Annotated in this window: 16 protein-coding genes; 7 read left to right on the forward strand and 9 right to left on the reverse strand. The window is 29.6% G+C overall.

Going from position 1 to position 16,026, the window contains the following annotated elements; translation table 11 throughout:
• Positions 1-11 precede the first annotated feature (11 nt).
• The 3 genes from AQ1685_RS00155 to AQ1685_RS00165 are packed head-to-tail and all read left to right on the forward strand — an operon-like array spanning position 12 to position 2,987.
• Positions 12-1,367, forward strand: coding sequence for a TlpA family protein disulfide reductase (locus tag AQ1685_RS00155; protein ID WP_157730029.1), 1,356 nt, complete (start codon positions 12-14; stop codon positions 1,365-1,367).
• 32 nt (positions 1,368-1,399) lie between these two features.
• On the forward strand, positions 1,400-2,134 hold the full coding sequence (locus tag AQ1685_RS00160; RefSeq protein ID WP_095068717.1) for a protein phosphatase 2C domain-containing protein: 735 nt from the start codon (positions 1,400-1,402) through the stop codon (positions 2,132-2,134).
• A complete protein-coding gene (locus AQ1685_RS00165; RefSeq protein WP_095068718.1) occupies positions 2,127-2,987 on the forward strand; it encodes a DMT family transporter in 861 nt (286 codons plus the stop codon). The genes AQ1685_RS00160 and AQ1685_RS00165 overlap by 8 nt, the downstream gene beginning before the upstream one ends.
• Position 2,988: 1 nt before the next feature.
• Here the strand turns inward: AQ1685_RS00165 and AQ1685_RS00170 are convergent, their stop codons facing one another.
• Complete coding sequence (locus AQ1685_RS00170; protein ID WP_095068719.1) at positions 2,989-3,576, reverse strand: acyl carrier protein; 588 nt, start codon at positions 3,574-3,576, stop codon at positions 2,989-2,991.
• 7 nt (positions 3,577-3,583) lie between these two features.
• Positions 3,584-4,645, reverse strand: a complete 1,062-nt coding sequence (locus AQ1685_RS00175) for a hypothetical protein (protein ID WP_095068720.1) — start codon at positions 4,643-4,645, stop codon at positions 3,584-3,586.
• An 84-nt stretch (positions 4,646-4,729) separates the two neighbouring features.
• Between AQ1685_RS00175 and AQ1685_RS00180 the strand changes: the two genes are divergently transcribed.
• Both AQ1685_RS00180 and AQ1685_RS00185 read left to right on the forward strand, forming a co-directional pair.
• A complete protein-coding gene (locus AQ1685_RS00180; protein WP_095068721.1) occupies positions 4,730-5,797 on the forward strand; it encodes an energy transducer TonB in 1,068 nt (355 codons plus the stop codon).
• Between the two features lie 50 nt (positions 5,798-5,847).
• Complete coding sequence (locus tag AQ1685_RS00185) at positions 5,848-6,411, forward strand: adenylate kinase family protein (RefSeq protein WP_095068722.1); 564 nt, start codon at positions 5,848-5,850, stop codon at positions 6,409-6,411.
• A gap of 31 nt (positions 6,412-6,442) precedes the next feature.
• Here the strand turns inward: AQ1685_RS00185 and dprA are convergent, their stop codons facing one another.
• A complete protein-coding gene (gene dprA, locus AQ1685_RS00190) occupies positions 6,443-7,540 on the reverse strand; it encodes a DNA-processing protein DprA (RefSeq protein ID WP_095068723.1) in 1,098 nt (365 codons plus the stop codon).
• A gap of 106 nt (positions 7,541-7,646) precedes the next feature.
• Here dprA and AQ1685_RS00195 point away from each other — a divergent pair, with 106 nt between their 5' ends.
• Positions 7,647-8,561: an HU domain-containing protein gene (locus AQ1685_RS00195; protein WP_231970224.1), complete on the forward strand. Its 915-nt coding sequence runs from the start codon at positions 7,647-7,649 to the stop codon at positions 8,559-8,561.
• Between the two features lie 70 nt (positions 8,562-8,631).
• On the forward strand, positions 8,632-9,141 hold the full coding sequence (locus AQ1685_RS00200; RefSeq protein WP_095068725.1) for an acyl-CoA thioesterase: 510 nt from the start codon (positions 8,632-8,634) through the stop codon (positions 9,139-9,141).
• Here AQ1685_RS00200 and AQ1685_RS00205 read toward each other — a convergent pair.
• From AQ1685_RS00205 to AQ1685_RS00230, 6 genes are read right to left on the reverse strand one after another with little or no spacing between them, the layout of a single operon-like run.
• On the reverse strand, positions 9,122-10,177 hold the full coding sequence (locus AQ1685_RS00205; RefSeq protein ID WP_157730030.1) for an AI-2E family transporter: 1,056 nt from the start codon (positions 10,175-10,177) through the stop codon (positions 9,122-9,124). The two genes, AQ1685_RS00200 and AQ1685_RS00205, sit on opposite strands and share 20 nt — an antisense overlap.
• A 5-nt stretch (positions 10,178-10,182) precedes the next feature.
• Positions 10,183-11,385, reverse strand: a complete 1,203-nt coding sequence (locus AQ1685_RS00210) for a murein hydrolase activator EnvC family protein (protein ID WP_231970225.1) — start codon at positions 11,383-11,385, stop codon at positions 10,183-10,185.
• A complete protein-coding gene (locus AQ1685_RS00215) occupies positions 11,385-12,158 on the reverse strand; it encodes a DUF4292 domain-containing protein (RefSeq protein WP_095068728.1) in 774 nt (257 codons plus the stop codon). The genes AQ1685_RS00210 and AQ1685_RS00215 overlap by 1 nt, the downstream gene beginning before the upstream one ends.
• Positions 12,159-12,161: 3 nt before the next feature.
• On the reverse strand, positions 12,162-13,076 hold the full coding sequence (locus AQ1685_RS00220; protein WP_157730031.1) for a tetratricopeptide repeat protein: 915 nt from the start codon (positions 13,074-13,076) through the stop codon (positions 12,162-12,164).
• A gap of 37 nt (positions 13,077-13,113) precedes the next feature.
• A complete protein-coding gene (locus AQ1685_RS00225) occupies positions 13,114-14,130 on the reverse strand; it encodes a sugar phosphate nucleotidyltransferase (RefSeq protein WP_095068730.1) in 1,017 nt (338 codons plus the stop codon).
• A gap of 59 nt (positions 14,131-14,189) precedes the next feature.
• Entirely contained in the window at positions 14,190-15,848 is a 1,659-nt protein-coding gene (locus AQ1685_RS00230; RefSeq protein ID WP_095068731.1) for an ABC transporter ATP-binding protein, read from the reverse strand.
• Positions 15,849-16,026 lie beyond the last annotated feature (178 nt).

Consider the following 16,026-nt stretch of genomic DNA (forward strand, 5'->3'; position numbering starts at 1 on the left):
ACGTAATGATTATGAAAAAAATAGTTACTTGTTTATTACTATGTAGTATTACTAGTTTATTTGGACAAAAGATATTTTTTAATATTGAAAATGATACTATTGGAAGTACTTTTTCTATCCGAAAAGTGACAAATGAAGTAGTGCGAAACATCACACTTAAAGAACTAAATTTCGAACTAGAAAAGATTAGTTTAGATGAAGGATATTACTATTTAGAAAAGGAAGATGAGCAAGTTGTTCTGTATATAAAACCAGAACACGAACTTACCATAAAGTTTGACTCGGAAGATTTTCGAAATTCAATGGAGTTTTCTGGAAAAGGAGCTTCAATTAATAAGTTTTTAGCTGAAAAAACAGCATCTCGTTTAAATGGAAATGAAAGCACACCAAAGTATTTCGATCGTGAATTTTATGAAGGTGATGAAAACGCATACCTCAGAAAGATAGATGGATATTACAAAGGACTCTATGGGATTTTATTCTCTGGAACTTTAGATAAAGATTTTGTTGATGAAGAAATGAAAAATCTTCAGTTTGGTTATTCCTTAGACTTATTGAGATTTGAAGATGCTAAATCTTTCTATCAATTCAAAGACAGTATTTATCCTTCAAAAAGGTTTTTAGAACCATTAAGTCATATTCATTTCGATACCGATCATCTTTTCGAAAAATACAATTCATATGCAGAGTTAAGTATTTTAAAATGGCGAAAAGATTTAGAAAATGCCGAGAATTTAAAAATGATGCGAGATATTGTCTCTTCAATTCGTACTGATGCTTTAAAACAAGGCGTTTTAGAGAGTTTGTTCGAATTAATGAGTAAAGATACTCCGCAACGCACAAGAGACTATTTTAGCCTTATAAAATCAAATTCTTCTACATTAGAATTAATTACTGAAGCACGAGTAAAGTATGATGAGGTTCGTTTAGTTGAAGCTTCAAAAAACTTATCTAAATTCGATTTTTTAACAAAACATGAAGAAAATGTAAAGCTTTCTGAATACAAAGGGAACTACATTCTAATGAATATTTGGGCTTCTTGGTGTGAAACCTGTATTAGAGATTTTAAAACGTTAGATAAGCTTAAAGATGATTATCACGATTACAATATTGTTTTTGTCAATATTTCTGTAGATAAAAAAGAAGATTTTGAAAAGTGGAAAAGTATTGTTGAAAAAACAAATAAAAAAGGCACACATTTATTTTTCAATGGATCCAAAGGAAAGTTTGTGAAAACCTATAATATTTCTTCATTTCCTACAGTAGTATTATTATCTGATAAAGGAAAAATTTTAGATGATAAACTGAAAATCAACAGTAAAAAAACAAGAAAAACCTTAAATAAGATTCTTAAAGTAAAATTATAGAAGTTAAAAGGCATTCCCTATTTTTGCCGAGAATGCACATAGATTATATACTTCAAATAGGTGAATTTCACACCAATCATTGCGAAGACTTTTTACTTATTGAAAATACAGCAGATCATGAAAAACTAGTGGCTGTTTTCGATGGTTGTTCATCTGGAAATGAATCTGTTTTCGCCTCAATTTTATTTGGGAAACTATTAAGAAATATCAGTAAAAAAGAGTTTCACAAAGATTTTATCACAAAAGAAAAGACGAATTTATCGGATAAACTGTACAGCATTTCTAAACAATTCTTCAATGAACTAAAAGTAATTAAAAACCTGTTAGATTTAGATGTCTATGAACTACTTTCTACTCTAATTTTGGCTATTGTAAATACAGAAACAAAGGCAGCAGAAATTTTAATAGCTGGAGATGGCTTAATTACTGTTAATCAAAAACATTATGATTTTGAAAGTAATGATAAACCGAATTATTTAGCATATCATTTAAAAGATTCTTTCCTCGATTGGTATCATAATCAAACACAAAAAATTACGGTTCCTAATTTTAAAACGCTTAGTTTAGCCACAGATGGAATTTTTGCTTTTAAAAACTTAAAAAATAGCAAAGCGTATAAGTCTGAAGATGAAATTATTAGTTTTCTCTTACATGAAGAAAAGTCAATGACATTAAAGTCGAAAATTAAGACTCTAGAAAGAAACTTTGATTATGTTCCTACAGATGATATTGCAATTATTAAAATAGAAAGTTACATAAATGAATAATTCACATTTTAAAAAAGTTTTAGGCTTACTTTTAGCTACTTTTTTTATTAGTACATCAGGAGTTTTAGGCCGATACATTGCCATGCCTTCTGAGGTAATTATCTTTTTCAGAGCGGCTTTTGCTATGGTAATTTTGTTTGTGTTTTTACAAATTAAAAAAGAACCATTATCGTTAAAATCTAAAAGTCATTTTTCACCATTTCTTATCTCGGGTGTTTTTATGGGAATTCATTGGATTACTTATTTTTACGCATTAAAATTGTCGAATGTTGCAGTAGGAATGTTGTCTTTGTATACATTTCCTGTTCTTATTGCTTTCTTAGAACCAGTTTTTTTAAAAGTGAAGTTCAATCCGATTTACATTGTTCTTGGAGTTTTAGTTTTACTCGGTTTATATATTTTATCACCAGATTTTACTTTTGAAAACACAACCGTTCAAGGTATGGCTTTTGGTGTAGTTTCTGCATTGTGTTATGCCATTCGAATTTTAATTTTAAAACGTTATGTTAGTCAGTATAACGGTGTGGTTTTAATGTTTTATCAAACCGTAATTATTTCGGTTTGCCTCTTCCCTACACTATTTTTTATGGATATTTCTGGTGTACAAAGTCAGTTACCATATTTGTTGTTACTTGCTTTTTTAACTACAGCAATCGGTCACAGTTTAATGGTATATTCGTTACAGTTTTTCACAGCATCAACTACGAGTATTATTAGTAGTGTACAGCCAATTTTCGGAATTATTCTAGCATTCATTTTCTTACATGAAATTCCAAATATGAATACATTAATCGGTGGAAGTTTAATTTTAGCGACTGTAGTTATAGAAAGTGTTCGAAGTAAGAAAAAGTAAGTTAATCAATACCTAAATCTCTTGTCATAACATGATGAAGTTCAATCTCATTTACAGGTAAACCAACAGAATCACTTACTATTCCAATAACGACTCGTTGGATATCATATGCAGAAATTGGTTCTGTAAGATCAATGATTTTTCGATAATTCAAAGAAATTATCCAGTCGATTAATTGTTCGATATTACCTTTTGTTACAGGAGATTTACGTTTGAAAATTTTCAAACCTAAAACTTTAACATGCGTATCTAATTTATCGTTAAAATCTAAAGGAACTAATTCTGGTAGCGTAAGTTGTAAAGATCTTTCTAAATCTTTCCATTGAAAAGCTAAATGATCAAGTTTAAAAACATCTATTATTGGGGTTTTGAAATGAATAGTTGTAGTACTTGAAGTAGTTTTTAAAATCGCATTTTGAATGCGTGTAAAAAGAAGCTCCTTTCTTGTATTATTTTGATGTAAAACTCGCTTAGTTACAGCATTTATTAAATCTTGAACGGTGTAGATTTGCTCACATTCCTGATCTGGAATATCAATTTTAAACGTTTTCTCTATACTAACAATAAGTTCAACACTATCTAGTCCCATAAAAAACTTATCGCATAGTTACATCCTCGTAATTTCGTCTAACAAAGTCTAAAGCACTTTCAAGAACTTCCCCCATGTTTTTACTCTTTTTAAAAGAAATATCTTTCGTAAAATCATGAATCTGCATTTTTAACTGTTCGATGTTTGCATCATTAGAAATTTCATCATTTTTCATACAGAAAATCAATTCATTTAAACGATCTTCAGAAGATAAAATACGTTTAGCTACAATCGATCTTTCTTCCAGTTTATATTGCTCAATAGAGTTTTCTTGAAGCTTATTCCCTACCAGCTGTACCATCGGATAATTTTCTTTAAAAAACTGCGGATAATAGACTTTAAATTTCCCTTCGAAACATTGTTGATCAAAGTCAATTGCTCTAATTTTATATACTACACTATCAAAATCGTGAGTAGGAACAATAACATAATTGTACGAACGCATATCACCTAACAAACGAATCATACAACGTTCGTTGAATTTTACAAACTCTTTGGCAATTTGAGATTTTTGAGGTTCAGTACATTTAGGTAAAATTTCTTTAATAAAAGTATCTCCAGGAATTCCAGCAATATGTTCTTCAATCAAAGTGTCTTTATACACCAAAAAGTTAAGGTTGTATGGTGATAAAATATGTTCTAGTTCTAAACCATAAACACGTGAAGCATCTGTTTTCTTTACGTAGAAATAGGTATAATTATCATTTAAAACGTTTCTCACTTTCACACGGAAAGGTTTTGAGTTTCCAAAAGTACAGTAATCAACTGCATCAATATTTAAATATTGAATATTGTCTTCGTTTCCGTTGGAGTGTAAAATATTGTAGACTTTCTTTAAACTCAAATCAATTTCTTGTCGGTCGAATTCAGAGAAATAAACACGTACCCAAAGTGTATCTTCATCGTTCTTATCATACACAACAACAGAACCTTGAAAACGGAGTAAATCTTCATAAAAAATTGGAATCTTAATATTTCTACTGTGTTCTATCAAGTAATCATTTAAAAAATGATTGATAGGAAAAGCAGGTTTTTTCTTCGACATTAATTTTTCTTCTGAATGCTCCATTGGGGTGTTTTTTTCAAATGTAAGTATTTTAAATGAAGATTTTTTGGAATAGTATTTGCGACCGAAACGAAAAGCGAAAAGACTATGAAAAACTACAAGATTACTATTCCAGAACCTTGCCATGAAAACTGGCAAAAAATGACTCCAAATGAAAAAGGAAGATTTTGTGCTTCTTGCTCTAAAACTGTAGTTGATTTTACTACAAAAACAACAAAAGAAATTCAAACATATCTTACAGAAAATAAAGGAAAAAGAGTTTGTGGTCATTTCTACAGAAAGCAATTAGATTCCATAGTAATTCAACTGCCAGATACTGTTTTTAATACGAATTTATCTTTTCAAAAACTATTTTTTCTAGCTTTACTTATTGCGATGGGAACTACATTATTTAGTTGTAAAACAGAACAAAAAACTCAAAAAATAGAAAAAGTGATGTTGATAGATAGCATTACTCAAGTTGAAAAAACAATAGATTCTTTAACAGTTTTCAATCCGAAAGATTCTAAGATGAAAACTTCTTGTGAAACGAAATCCATTACTAGTGAAGAAGTACCTGTTGTTGGAGGTTTACCTAAACCTGAAGAAATAGAAATTGTAGAAGATGGAGAAGTAATTGTTGAGATAATGGGAGACATAGCTGAAGAAGAAGTTTTGGCTACAGGAGGTGTACCTATTGTAGAAAATTATGTTGAAAGAATAGACGAAGTTTCCAAGTTACTTGAAAATTTAAAAGAAGAAGATGAAATTGAGTCTGTGGAGGGAAACTTTATAACTGAAGAAAAGAAGGTTCAAGAATTTTACTCTTTTCGTTTTGTAGAAAAACAACCAAGATTTAAAGGAGTTGTTAAAAGAGCAAATGAAACATGGGAAAAGAATTTTGAACGAAAGATGAATGAATTCGTGACAAAAAACTTTGATTTTTCAACTACTGAAAACTTAGATTTATCGAAAGGAAAAAAGAGAATGTATGCTCAAATTACAATTGATAGTTCAGGTAATGTAACTAATATTGAAACTAGAGCACCGCATCTTACACTAAAAGAAGAACTCAAAAAACTGTTTGAAAAACTACCGCGATTTATTCCAGGAAAACACAATGGAAAAAATGTAAGTGTTCGCTATACAATTCCAATAACTTTTATGGTCGAGTAACACATTATAAGTACATTTGTAGATAAACAATTGAAATAGAAATTAAAAAGATGAAAATTTTAATCATCACAGGACCACCATATTCTGGAAAAGGAACACAGTGTGAAATTTTAAAGAATCTTTTAAACTACAAACACATTTCTACAGGTGATCGTTGTAGATTGGAAAAAGAACAAGGAACCGAAATCGGTAAAGAATTATCCAAGTATGAAAAGAAAGGAGATTTAGTTCCAGACCAAATCATGAAAACATTATTCAGTCAAATTTTAGATGAAAATCGATCTGAAGAAGGAATTATCTTAGACGGTTACCCAAGAACAATTCCACAAATGGATGATCTGTTAGCTTTAGTTTCAGAAAAAGGATTAAGCATTGAAAAGGTAATTGATATTGAAGTTCCGAAAGAAGAATTACTACTTCGAGCTAAGAAACGAGCAGAAACTTCAAATCGAGAAGACGATAAAGATCCAGAAACGCATTTAAAACGAATTCGAATTTTTGAAGAAACCACAAAGCCAGCGATCGCTTACATGAAAACAAAGTTAGAAGTAGCAACTTTTGACGGAATGGGTTCAATAGAAGAAATTACAGCACGAATTAAAGCAAGTATATAACAACAAAAAAGTCTCTTGAAAAAGAGACTTTTTATATTTCAAACATCTTTCCTGGTAAAGGTTTTATAATTCCTCTTAATTCCATTTGAAGTAATAATGATGATAGTTTATATACCGGAATTTCACAGTCTAATGCAATAACATCTAAGAGTTGTTTACCGTTTTTTAATAAATAGTCATATACTTTTTGCTCTAATTCATTTAAGTTAACGAATAATTCTGTCTGTTTAACAATAGGTTTTTCTTGTACATCCCAATTCAGCATTTTTACTAAATCTTCAGCGGAACTTAACAAATGTGCTTGATTCGATTTTATTAAATTGTTACAACCTTTACTATAATAATCTGTTACTTTTCCTGGAACTGCAAAAACATCACGATGATAGGAATTAGCAATATCTGCGGTAACTAAAGCTCCTCCCCGTTCAGCAGATTCTATAATAATTGTTGCTTTAGACATTCCAGCTACTATCCTATTCCGTTTTAAAAAATTTTCACGCATGGGTTGTTCGTTATGCCAAAACTCAGAAATAATTCCACCATTATTCATGATTTTCGGTAAAAACTGTTTGTGTTTTTTCGGATAAATCTCATTAAGTCCGTGAGCCAAAACAGCAATGTTTTGTAAATCACAATCAATGGCTGCCTGATGTGCGCAAATATCTACACCATAAGCAAGTCCGCTTACAATCAAAGGATTATACTTAGCAATATCTTCGATGAAATTTCTACAAAACTCTCTTCCGTAGTTTGTCATATTTCGAGTACCAACAATAGAAATAATACGATCAGTTTTCCAGTTTAATCTTCCGTCATAAAAAAATAGTAATGGAGCATCTGTACAATTTTGAAGATTTTTAGGATAATCAGCATCGAAACAATACGAATAAGAAATATTCTGTTTTAGAATATATTCAAGTTCTTTGGCGGCCAATAGATGTGTTTTTTCGTTGAGAAGATGTTGAACAATGTACTCTCCTATTCCATCGATTTTAAGTAAAGCAGATTTTTTTTCTTTAAAAATTTGCGATGCAGATCCCAGCGTGCGTATCAATTTTTTTGATAAAATATCACCAACTTTTGGTGTTGACTGTAAACGCAATACAGCCAATAGTTCTTTTTCTAGCATTTTCTTTTTCTTTATTTAGAAGACCAAAATTTTAAAAAATCTAGCCTACTAAACACAAATATACTTTTTTTAAATCAACAAAAAAGCTAACTTTGTACTTATGATGATGAGAAGCTACATAAAGGAATTATTATATCGTTACGATTGTGTGATCGTTCCGAACTTTGGAGGATTTGTTACAAATACAACTACAACTCAGTTAGTTGATGGTGTTTTTTATCCGCCTACAAAGAAGATTTCTTTTAATGCTCAGTTGCAACAAAACGATGGTTTGTTAGCAAATGAAGTAGCTTCGATTTTAAATATTTCATTTGAAGAAGCTGTAGCTAAAATTTCTGAAGCTGTTACTGAATGGAAAACAGCTTTAAAAGTTGGAGCTTTAGAAATTAATGAAGTAGGTACTTTAGTTTTAAATGAAGAAGATCAATTAGTTTTTAAACCAGAAAGTACTACAAACTTCCTTACGAGTTCTTTTGGTTTCTCATCTGTAAGTTATCCTGTAATTGAAAAAGAGGAAAAGGTAATACCTTTACCAACGGTAACTTCTTTTGACGAGGAGCAAATAACAGAAGAAGAACAAACTACAAAAAAGTCATTTAGAATTACTAAATACGCAGCAGCGGCTGCAATACTTTTAGCTGGTGCGGCTGCGATTCAGCAATTTACGAATAAGAATAATCGCACTAATTTAGTAGCAGAACAAAATTTAGTTGAAGAGAAAATTCAGAAGGCTACTTTTGTTATCGATGATAAATTGCCAACAATAAATTTAGATATCACAAAAGAGAATAAAGAAACTGTTTTTATTATCGCAGGAGCTTTTCAGTTAGAAAAGAATGCAAAAAAGAAAATAGTGGAATTAAAGCAAAAAGGATATAGTGATGCTAAAATTATTGGGAAAAACCAATGGGGACTTACTCAGGTTTCTGTAGCAAGTTATCCTTCTAAAGAAGTTGCGAAACAAGCAATTGAAACAATTCGTGAAAAAGCGTCTAAAGATGCTTGGATTCTTATAAAGTAAAATCTACATTTTCTTGACGAAATTTAAATCCTTTCTAAGGGTTTAACTATCTTTGCGGCAAATTTTAGAAATGGAGGCTAAAACACCACAACAATCAAGAACAGTACTTACAGATTTAGTATTACCAGGAGAAACAAATTATTTAGATAATCTTTTCGGAGGAGAACTATTAGCTCGTATGGATAGAGCGTGTAGTATTGCTGCTCGTCGTCATTCTAGAAGAATTGTTGTAACAGCTTCTGTAAATCACGTAGCATTTACTAAGTCCGTTCCAGTAGGAAGTGTAGTTACTTTAGAAGCGAAGGTTTCTAGAGCTTTTACATCGTCTATGGAGGTTTTTGTTGATGTTTGGATAGAAGACCGTCAATCTGGTGAAAAAACGAAAGTAAATGAAGGGATTTATACGTTTGTAGCCGTAGATGAAACAGGTAAACCTGTACCAATTCCTAAAATTAAACCAGAAACGGAATTAGAACAACAGCGTTTTGATGGAGCTTTACGTAGAAAGCAATTAAGTTTAATTTTAGCAGGAAAAATGCAACCAAAGGAAGCTACAGAACTTAAAGCTTTGTTTGATTAGATTTCGTAATCTTATCTATTTCACCATTTTCTGAGAGCATAATTGCTATAGATCTTGTTTTTTCAAACTGAGAGAATACGATAATCATAATTACAGTAATAGGAACTGATAATACCATTCCTGTAATTCCCCATATTTTTCCCCAAACAGATAAGGCTAAAATAGTTACTAACGGACTTAAATTTAAAGATTTACCAAATAAACGAGGTTCAATTACATTTCCTACAACAACTTGAATAGCTCCAACAGCTAAGGCTATAATTATAAACGGAGTAAACTCGCCAAATTGTAATAAGCTAAAAATAGCAGGGAAGAGTGTTCCTACTAATGAACCTACAGTTGGAATGTAGTTTAATAAGAAGATTAGAAAGGCCCAAAAAGGCGCACTATCTACACCAACAAAAAGTAAAACAAAGTAGCTTAAAACACCTGTTAAAAGGCTTACATAGGTTTTTAAACGTAAATAATTAGAAATAGAATCTTCAATTTTATCTAACATCGATTGTATGTTACTATAATTATCGCCTCTACTTAGTATCATATATAGCTTTTTTACAAAACTACGTTCTTCAAGGAACAAGAATAAAGCATAAATGATAATCATAAACGTATCACCTAATAAACCACTTACACCATTTGCAATATCACCTAAAACAGAACCATAATTAAAATCACCAATAACCGATTTTATAGATGTTAAAATATCCACATTTAAATAATTACCTAAATCTGTGATAATTCGCTCGATATTAGGTTCGTATTTTGTGTACGATTCTGTAACATCTGTTACACTGTTGGTTACAATTTCTGAAATAAAACCAAAGGCTAAAATAATTATAGAAAACACCAAAATGTTGCTAATCCATTTTGGAATAAATTTTTCAGCAAAAGGGATTTTATATATAAGTTTTCTGATTTCTCTGGTAAAGAACCAGAAAATAACAGCAAAAATAAAGGGAATTAAAATTCCTTTTCCAATCACTAAAACAGCAATTATTGCTGTGGTAACTATAATAAAATTAGATGCTTTATTCATTCGTTTTATTTGATCCACCTTGCAGGATCTAGTTTTTGGGTGTTTTTAGATAGTACAAAGAGTAACTCTGTTTTCCCTGTAACTCTATTGGTAAATACTTTACCAATTGGAGTTCCTGTAGTGACTTTTTGGTCGTTTTTTACAAAAACTGTTCTAAGATTAGAATACGTTGTAATGTAATCACCATGTTGTATCATGACACTTTTTGTCCCTTTATCGGTTTTAGTAATACTTAAAACTTTACCATTAAAAACACTTTTAGCATCGTCTCCTTGTTTACCTCTAATATGTAAACCAGTACCATTAATAGTGATAGATTTAAAAGTAGGATGGGGTTGTTTTCCAAATTTTCTAGTAACAACACCATTAATTGGCCAAGGGAGTTTTCCTTTGTTTTGCTCGAAATTTGCTTTTAAAGTTTTTTCAGCTTTAGTTAATAAAAGCTCTCCTTTTTTTGCTTTTCCTTTTTTTCCTCTATTTGCCTTTGCTATGGCTGCCCTAATTATTCGATCTATTCTTTTAGCAACGGCTTTCTCTTCTTTGATTTTTTTATTTAGCTGTCGCTTGTATTTACTTTCTTGATTTTTAATCTTACTAACTAACTCTTCTTGCTCTTCCTTTTCGCTCTCTATTCTGTTTTTCTGGTTAGTTTCTGTATTAATTAAAACTTTTTTCTGATTCTTTTTTTTAGTTAAAGAATCATTTAAGCGTTCTATTTCTTTAGTTTTAAATATAATTTTTTGAGCTTGTTTTTTCCTAAAACTCTTGTATTGCTCAATGTATTTTATTCTTTTGTAAGCTTGTAAAAAATCTTCTGAAGAAAGCAAAAACATGGTTTTACTTTGCTGCGATTTACTCTTGTATGATTTAAAAACCATATCAGCATAATCGGCTTTTAAAGTTTTAAGTTCAGTATTGTTTACGGCTATTTTCTTTTCGTTTTGTTTAATTTCTTTATTCAATTCTTCTGTTTCTAATCGAATAGTTTCAATAAGTTGTTCACGAACAGTAATTTTCTGACTTAAATCTTTTAAGTCGTCTAAAGCGTTTGTTTTTTCTTTTTTGGTTTCAAAGAGTAATGAATTGATCTTTTTTATGTCCTTGTTTATCTTTTTACGGCGTTTTTCAAGCTCTTTTCTCCCTTGCGCATGAGATGGAAAAGTAATGCATAAAAAACTTAAAATAGATATGTAAAAAAGCTTTTTCACTATAATTTGATTTCTTTATATCCAGAAGGTATTCTGAATGGCATTTCTAAATTAGTATTGAAGTTAATAGACCTAACTTCTATATTAATGTTGGTAAATTTATTCTTCTCTTTAGCTGTAATAATAGTTCTTTTAGGAAATAATAAATTATCTTTTTTAATATAATCAGCATAATCAATATCTAATCGCTGTTCTTTTAATTGATTAACTAAATATTGTTTTTTTAATTTATAGTGATCGGGGTGTATTTGATAAAAAATATCAAATAACAAAGGTTGTTTTTTAGGGTAAAGTTGATAAGAGCGATTCACAATATCAACCTTTTGTTTATTCTCAGTTATATCTAGAACGGCTTGACCTAGTAACATATTTTGAAGTTGTTCGAAATTAACATCAAAACCTAAAAGTTCTTTTAGCATACTAAAATCACCTTCAAAATAATTTTTCTTGTATGGCGAATAAAAACTTACTTTTTCTGGAGTTATTTTAGCTTTAAAAACAGTAATAATTTTAGTTCCCTTTAACCAAATAACTTCATCTTTTTTGATTTTCATTTTTACTGAAAAACCAATGTCTTCTTTTTTATCCTTGTATCTAACCTTTAATTTTGCGTCGATAGTATTTCCTTCAAAATTTGAAGCTAAATGCTTTTTAACTACTCTTCTTGCCGATAAGTTTTTTAACGTAGCAGTGCTTGTCGTTTCTTTGGTAGATTTACAAGAACTTAAAGTTGCAATAATTAATGTAGTAAGTATTAAGTATACTTTTTTCATTGATTACTTAATTTTTTTCTGGTATTTGTTAATGTTTTTGGTATCTCCAGTTCCTTTATAAGCTTTTAATAACTCTACATAGAACTTTTTTTCCATTTTTCTGTCATCAATAACAAAATCAATACCATTTTTAAGTGTTTCTATAGCTTTTTTGTATTGTTTAGTATTATTTAACGCAATACCATTCATAAGATATACTAAAGGTTGGGCAGGAAATAATGCTAATCCTTGCTCACTATACGATAGTAATTCTTTATTGTTTTCTTTTTGCAGCTTTTCTAATAAATCGGTTAGATTTTTAAAGCTTTTATCTTTGTTGAACTTAGTTCGTAGCCCTTGATTTTTATTAGAAACAGTTACTGTAGTTTTTCTTGTACTTCTTTTTTCTAATTGACTTTTTAATCTACGTAAGCGACCATTTAAAAGTTTAGCATCTGCAAGTTCATTCAAAATCTTTTTAGCTTTTGATCTTTCGTTATTCATTAAATAAAGAAAAGGTAATTCTCTTTTTTTCTTTGGAAATTTTGTTCCTATTTTTTCTTGAATTTCAATAGCCTTTTCAAACTCCCCAGATTTTCGATGTACTTTTACTAAATGCTCTTGAATCCAAATATTTTCTGGATCATCTTTTAAAGCCTGATTAGCATATGCTACAGCTTCAGGAATTTTCTTTAATAGAAAATAGTTTTTTGAAAGTTCAAATAATACAGCTTTTTCATTAGGAATAATTGTATTACACTCTTCTAGTTGTTCAATTGCTTTTTGATGATTATTTATCGCTTTAGATGTAATAGCGTCGAAAAATAACTTTTCAAAATCTAATAATTTATTTTCTGGAATAGAGTCTTGAAGCACTACATTGTCTTGTGCTTCTGCTTGAGAAATGAAAAACAGAAAACAGAATAGTATTTCAAGCATTTGAAATATTATTCTGTTTTGTTTTCTAATCTTTTTTTTATGTAAGTTCTGTATAATCACCTATACTTATTGATGTAAATTTTCCATTAAATTTAGCAAAATTACCAATCATAGCATTATCAAAACTGGCATTGCTTATTTGTACATTCGTTTGAATTAAAGAATTTGTTATGGTAGCATTTTCAATAATACTATTTTCACCTACAGAAACATAAGGCCCGATTTTAGTATTCTTCAATACTACATTTTTTCCTACGTAACAAGGCTGAATAATTTCTGAATTTTCCAATACAACATCATCAGAAACCAAATTATTTCCATCAGCAGCTTCAAACCCTAGTACTTGTTTGTTAGTATCAACAGTTGGATCTTTTTTACCACAGTCCATCCACGCATCTACTTTACCGGGTATAAATTTAGCACCTTGTTGCTTTAAAGATTCTAAAACATTTGTTAATTGATATTCATTGTTTTCTTTTAAATCATTATCAATCAAATACTGAATCTCTTCTTTAACTTTATCTCCGTCTTTAAAGTAATAGATTCCAATAATTGCTAAATCAGAAACAAATTCTTTAGGTTTTTCAACAAAATCTGTAATGAATCCGTTCTCTAATTTTACAACACCAAAAGCACTTGGATCTTCAACTTGTTTTACCCAAATAGCTCCATCAGCATTTGTATCTAAAGTAAAATCAGCTTTAAATAAAGTGTCAGCATAAGCCACAACACAAGGTCCGCTTAAAGATTCCTTAGCGCAATAAATAGCATGAGCAGTTCCTAGAGCTTCTTCTTGAACATAAACCGAACCTTTTGCTCCTAAATTATTAGCAATTTCGATTAGTTTTTGTTTAGTATCAGAAGGAAAACCTTTTTTAGCAGGTCCGATAACAAAAGCGATTTCTTCTATTTGTTGATCAATTACTTTGCTAATATCTTCAACTAAACGTTGTACAATAGTTTTTCCAGCAATAACAGTTAAAGGTTTTGGAGTGGTAAGAGTATGAGGGCGTAAGCGTGAGCCAACACCAGCCATAGGAACAATAATCTTCATTTAATTCTTCTAGTTTTTTACTATCGCAATATACTATATTAATTTTTTTGATGTAAGGGTTAAATTCCCTTAGGAATAGCACTTATTAGCGTCTTAGTATATTCTTTTTTTGGATTAGTGTAAATTTCATCTGCATCTCCAATTTCTTCAATTTGTCCAGCATTCATAACAATAAGTTGATCAGACATATATTTTACTACCGAAAGGTCATGAGATATAAAAATGTAAGTGAAATTGTATTTCAATTTTAACTCGTTTAATAGATTTAAAATTTGAGCTTGAATAGAAACATCTAAAGCGGAAACAGATTCGTCGCAAATTAATAATTTAGGTTGTAAGGCAATTGCTCTAGCGATTCCAATTCTTTGACGTTGTCCACCAGAAAATTCATGTGGATATCTATCATAATGAGTTACATCTAAACCAACATTTTTAAAAAGCTCTAAAACATAATCTTTTCTTTCTTTTTTATGAGATAGAATTTTATGAACTGTCATTGGTTCTAAAATTGCTTCACCGACTGTTTTTCTTGGATTTAATGAGGAAAAAGGATCTTGAAAGATAATTTGAATATCCTTTCTCATTAGTTTTAATTCTTTTGTGTTGAGTTTAGTAATATCTTTTCCTTGATAAAAAATCTCACCATTTGTAGCTTTTTCTAATTGTAAAATAGTTCTAACTAAAGTGGATTTTCCACAGCCAGATTCTCCTACTAAACCTAATGTTTCACCTTGGTATAAAGAAAAAGAAACATCATTTACAGCTTTAACAACATTTGGTTTTGTAAATAAAAATGATTTTGAAATGAATTCTTTTTTAAGATTTTTAACTTCTAAAAAAGGAGTAGTACTGTAAATTTTTTCATGATATACTTTTCTTTCTTCCTTTGAAAAAACACTGTTTTCCACTGTTTCGTTGATAAAGTCTTTTACCGTTGGCAACTTTTTTAAACGTACATTTTCTTTGGGTTTAGAGTTGATTAATGCTTTAGTGTAATTTTCTTTCGGGTTTTTGAATACTGAAGTAGTATTTCCATATTCTACAATCTCTCCTTTATACATAACAAGAACATCATCTGCAATCTCAGAAACTAAATTCAAGTCATGTGAAATAAAAAGAATACTCATTTGAGTTTCTAGTTGTAAGTTTTTTAAAAGTAAGATAATTTCTTTTTGAACAGTAACGTCTAAAGCGGTTGTAGGTTCATCAGCAATTAGTAATTTAGGTTTACATGCAATTGCCATAGCAATCATTACTCTTTGTTTTTGACCACCACTTATTTCATGCGGAAAGCTGTCGTAAATATGTTTTGGTCTTGGTAATTTTACTTTTTCGAATAAAGAAGTAACTTCTTCTCTTATTTCTTGTTTAGATAATTTTGTGTGTATTGATAAAATCTCTGCAACTTGTTTACCACATGTTATTGTGGGATTTAAAGAACTCATAGGTTCTTGAAAAATCATAGAAATTTCTTTTCCTCGGTATTTTTGAAATTCTTTTTCAGATAATGAGAATAATTCAGTATCTAAAAAGTTAATTTTACCTGAAACTTTTGCAGTTTTAGGTAGTAATCCAATTAATGCTAAAGAAGTTAACGATTTTCCACTTCCACTTTCACCAACAATTCCTAAAATAGAATTAGATTTAATTTTAAAGTTAAGATTGTTAATTACTTTAATTCCTTTGAATGAAATTGAAAAATCCTTAAATATTACCATAAAAAAGCTTTTAAAAATATTGTATTGTCAAAATTTTGGGTATAACTCTATCTATTTTAAATAATTAACCTTGTTTTTTTTGGATTAAAATAAAAAAAAATTATATTTGGCCCACTATTAACAAAATTTTAAGGTTTTGGTTAAGTCTTTTTAACTCAAATTCCTTATACTTTATAAC

It is taken from the genome of Tenacibaculum jejuense (assembly GCF_900198195.1).
GTDB classification, from domain to species: domain Bacteria; phylum Bacteroidota; class Bacteroidia; order Flavobacteriales; family Flavobacteriaceae; genus Polaribacter; species Polaribacter jejuensis.

Coding starts and splice junctions, on each gene's coding strand:
- AQ1685_RS00155 (WP_157730029.1), top strand. CDS start 12: ATGAAAAAAATAGTTACTTGTTTATTACTATGTAGTATTACTAGTTTA.
- AQ1685_RS00160 (WP_095068717.1), top strand. CDS start 1,400: ATGCACATAGATTATATACTTCAAATAGGTGAATTTCACACCAATCAT.
- AQ1685_RS00165 (WP_095068718.1), top strand. CDS start 2,127: ATGAATAATTCACATTTTAAAAAAGTTTTAGGCTTACTTTTAGCTACT.
- AQ1685_RS00170 (WP_095068719.1), bottom strand. CDS start 3,576: ATGGGACTAGATAGTGTTGAACTTATTGTTAGTATAGAGAAAACGTTT.
- AQ1685_RS00175 (WP_095068720.1), bottom strand. CDS start 4,645: ATGGAGCATTCAGAAGAAAAATTAATGTCGAAGAAAAAACCTGCTTTT.
- AQ1685_RS00180 (WP_095068721.1), top strand. CDS start 4,730: ATGAAAAACTACAAGATTACTATTCCAGAACCTTGCCATGAAAACTGG.
- AQ1685_RS00185 (WP_095068722.1), top strand. CDS start 5,848: ATGAAAATTTTAATCATCACAGGACCACCATATTCTGGAAAAGGAACA.
- dprA (WP_095068723.1), bottom strand. CDS start 7,540: ATGCTAGAAAAAGAACTATTGGCTGTATTGCGTTTACAGTCAACACCA.
- AQ1685_RS00195 (WP_231970224.1), top strand. CDS start 7,647: ATGAGAAGCTACATAAAGGAATTATTATATCGTTACGATTGTGTGATC.
- AQ1685_RS00200 (WP_095068725.1), top strand. CDS start 8,632: ATGGAGGCTAAAACACCACAACAATCAAGAACAGTACTTACAGATTTA.
- AQ1685_RS00205 (WP_157730030.1), bottom strand. CDS start 10,177: ATGAATAAAGCATCTAATTTTATTATAGTTACCACAGCAATAATTGCT.
- AQ1685_RS00215 (WP_095068728.1), bottom strand. CDS start 12,158: ATGAAAAAAGTATACTTAATACTTACTACATTAATTATTGCAACTTTA.
- AQ1685_RS00220 (WP_157730031.1), bottom strand. CDS start 13,076: ATGCTTGAAATACTATTCTGTTTTCTGTTTTTCATTTCTCAAGCAGAA.
- AQ1685_RS00225 (WP_095068730.1), bottom strand. CDS start 14,130: ATGAAGATTATTGTTCCTATGGCTGGTGTTGGCTCACGCTTACGCCCT.
- AQ1685_RS00230 (WP_095068731.1), bottom strand. CDS start 15,848: ATGGTAATATTTAAGGATTTTTCAATTTCATTCAAAGGAATTAAAGTA.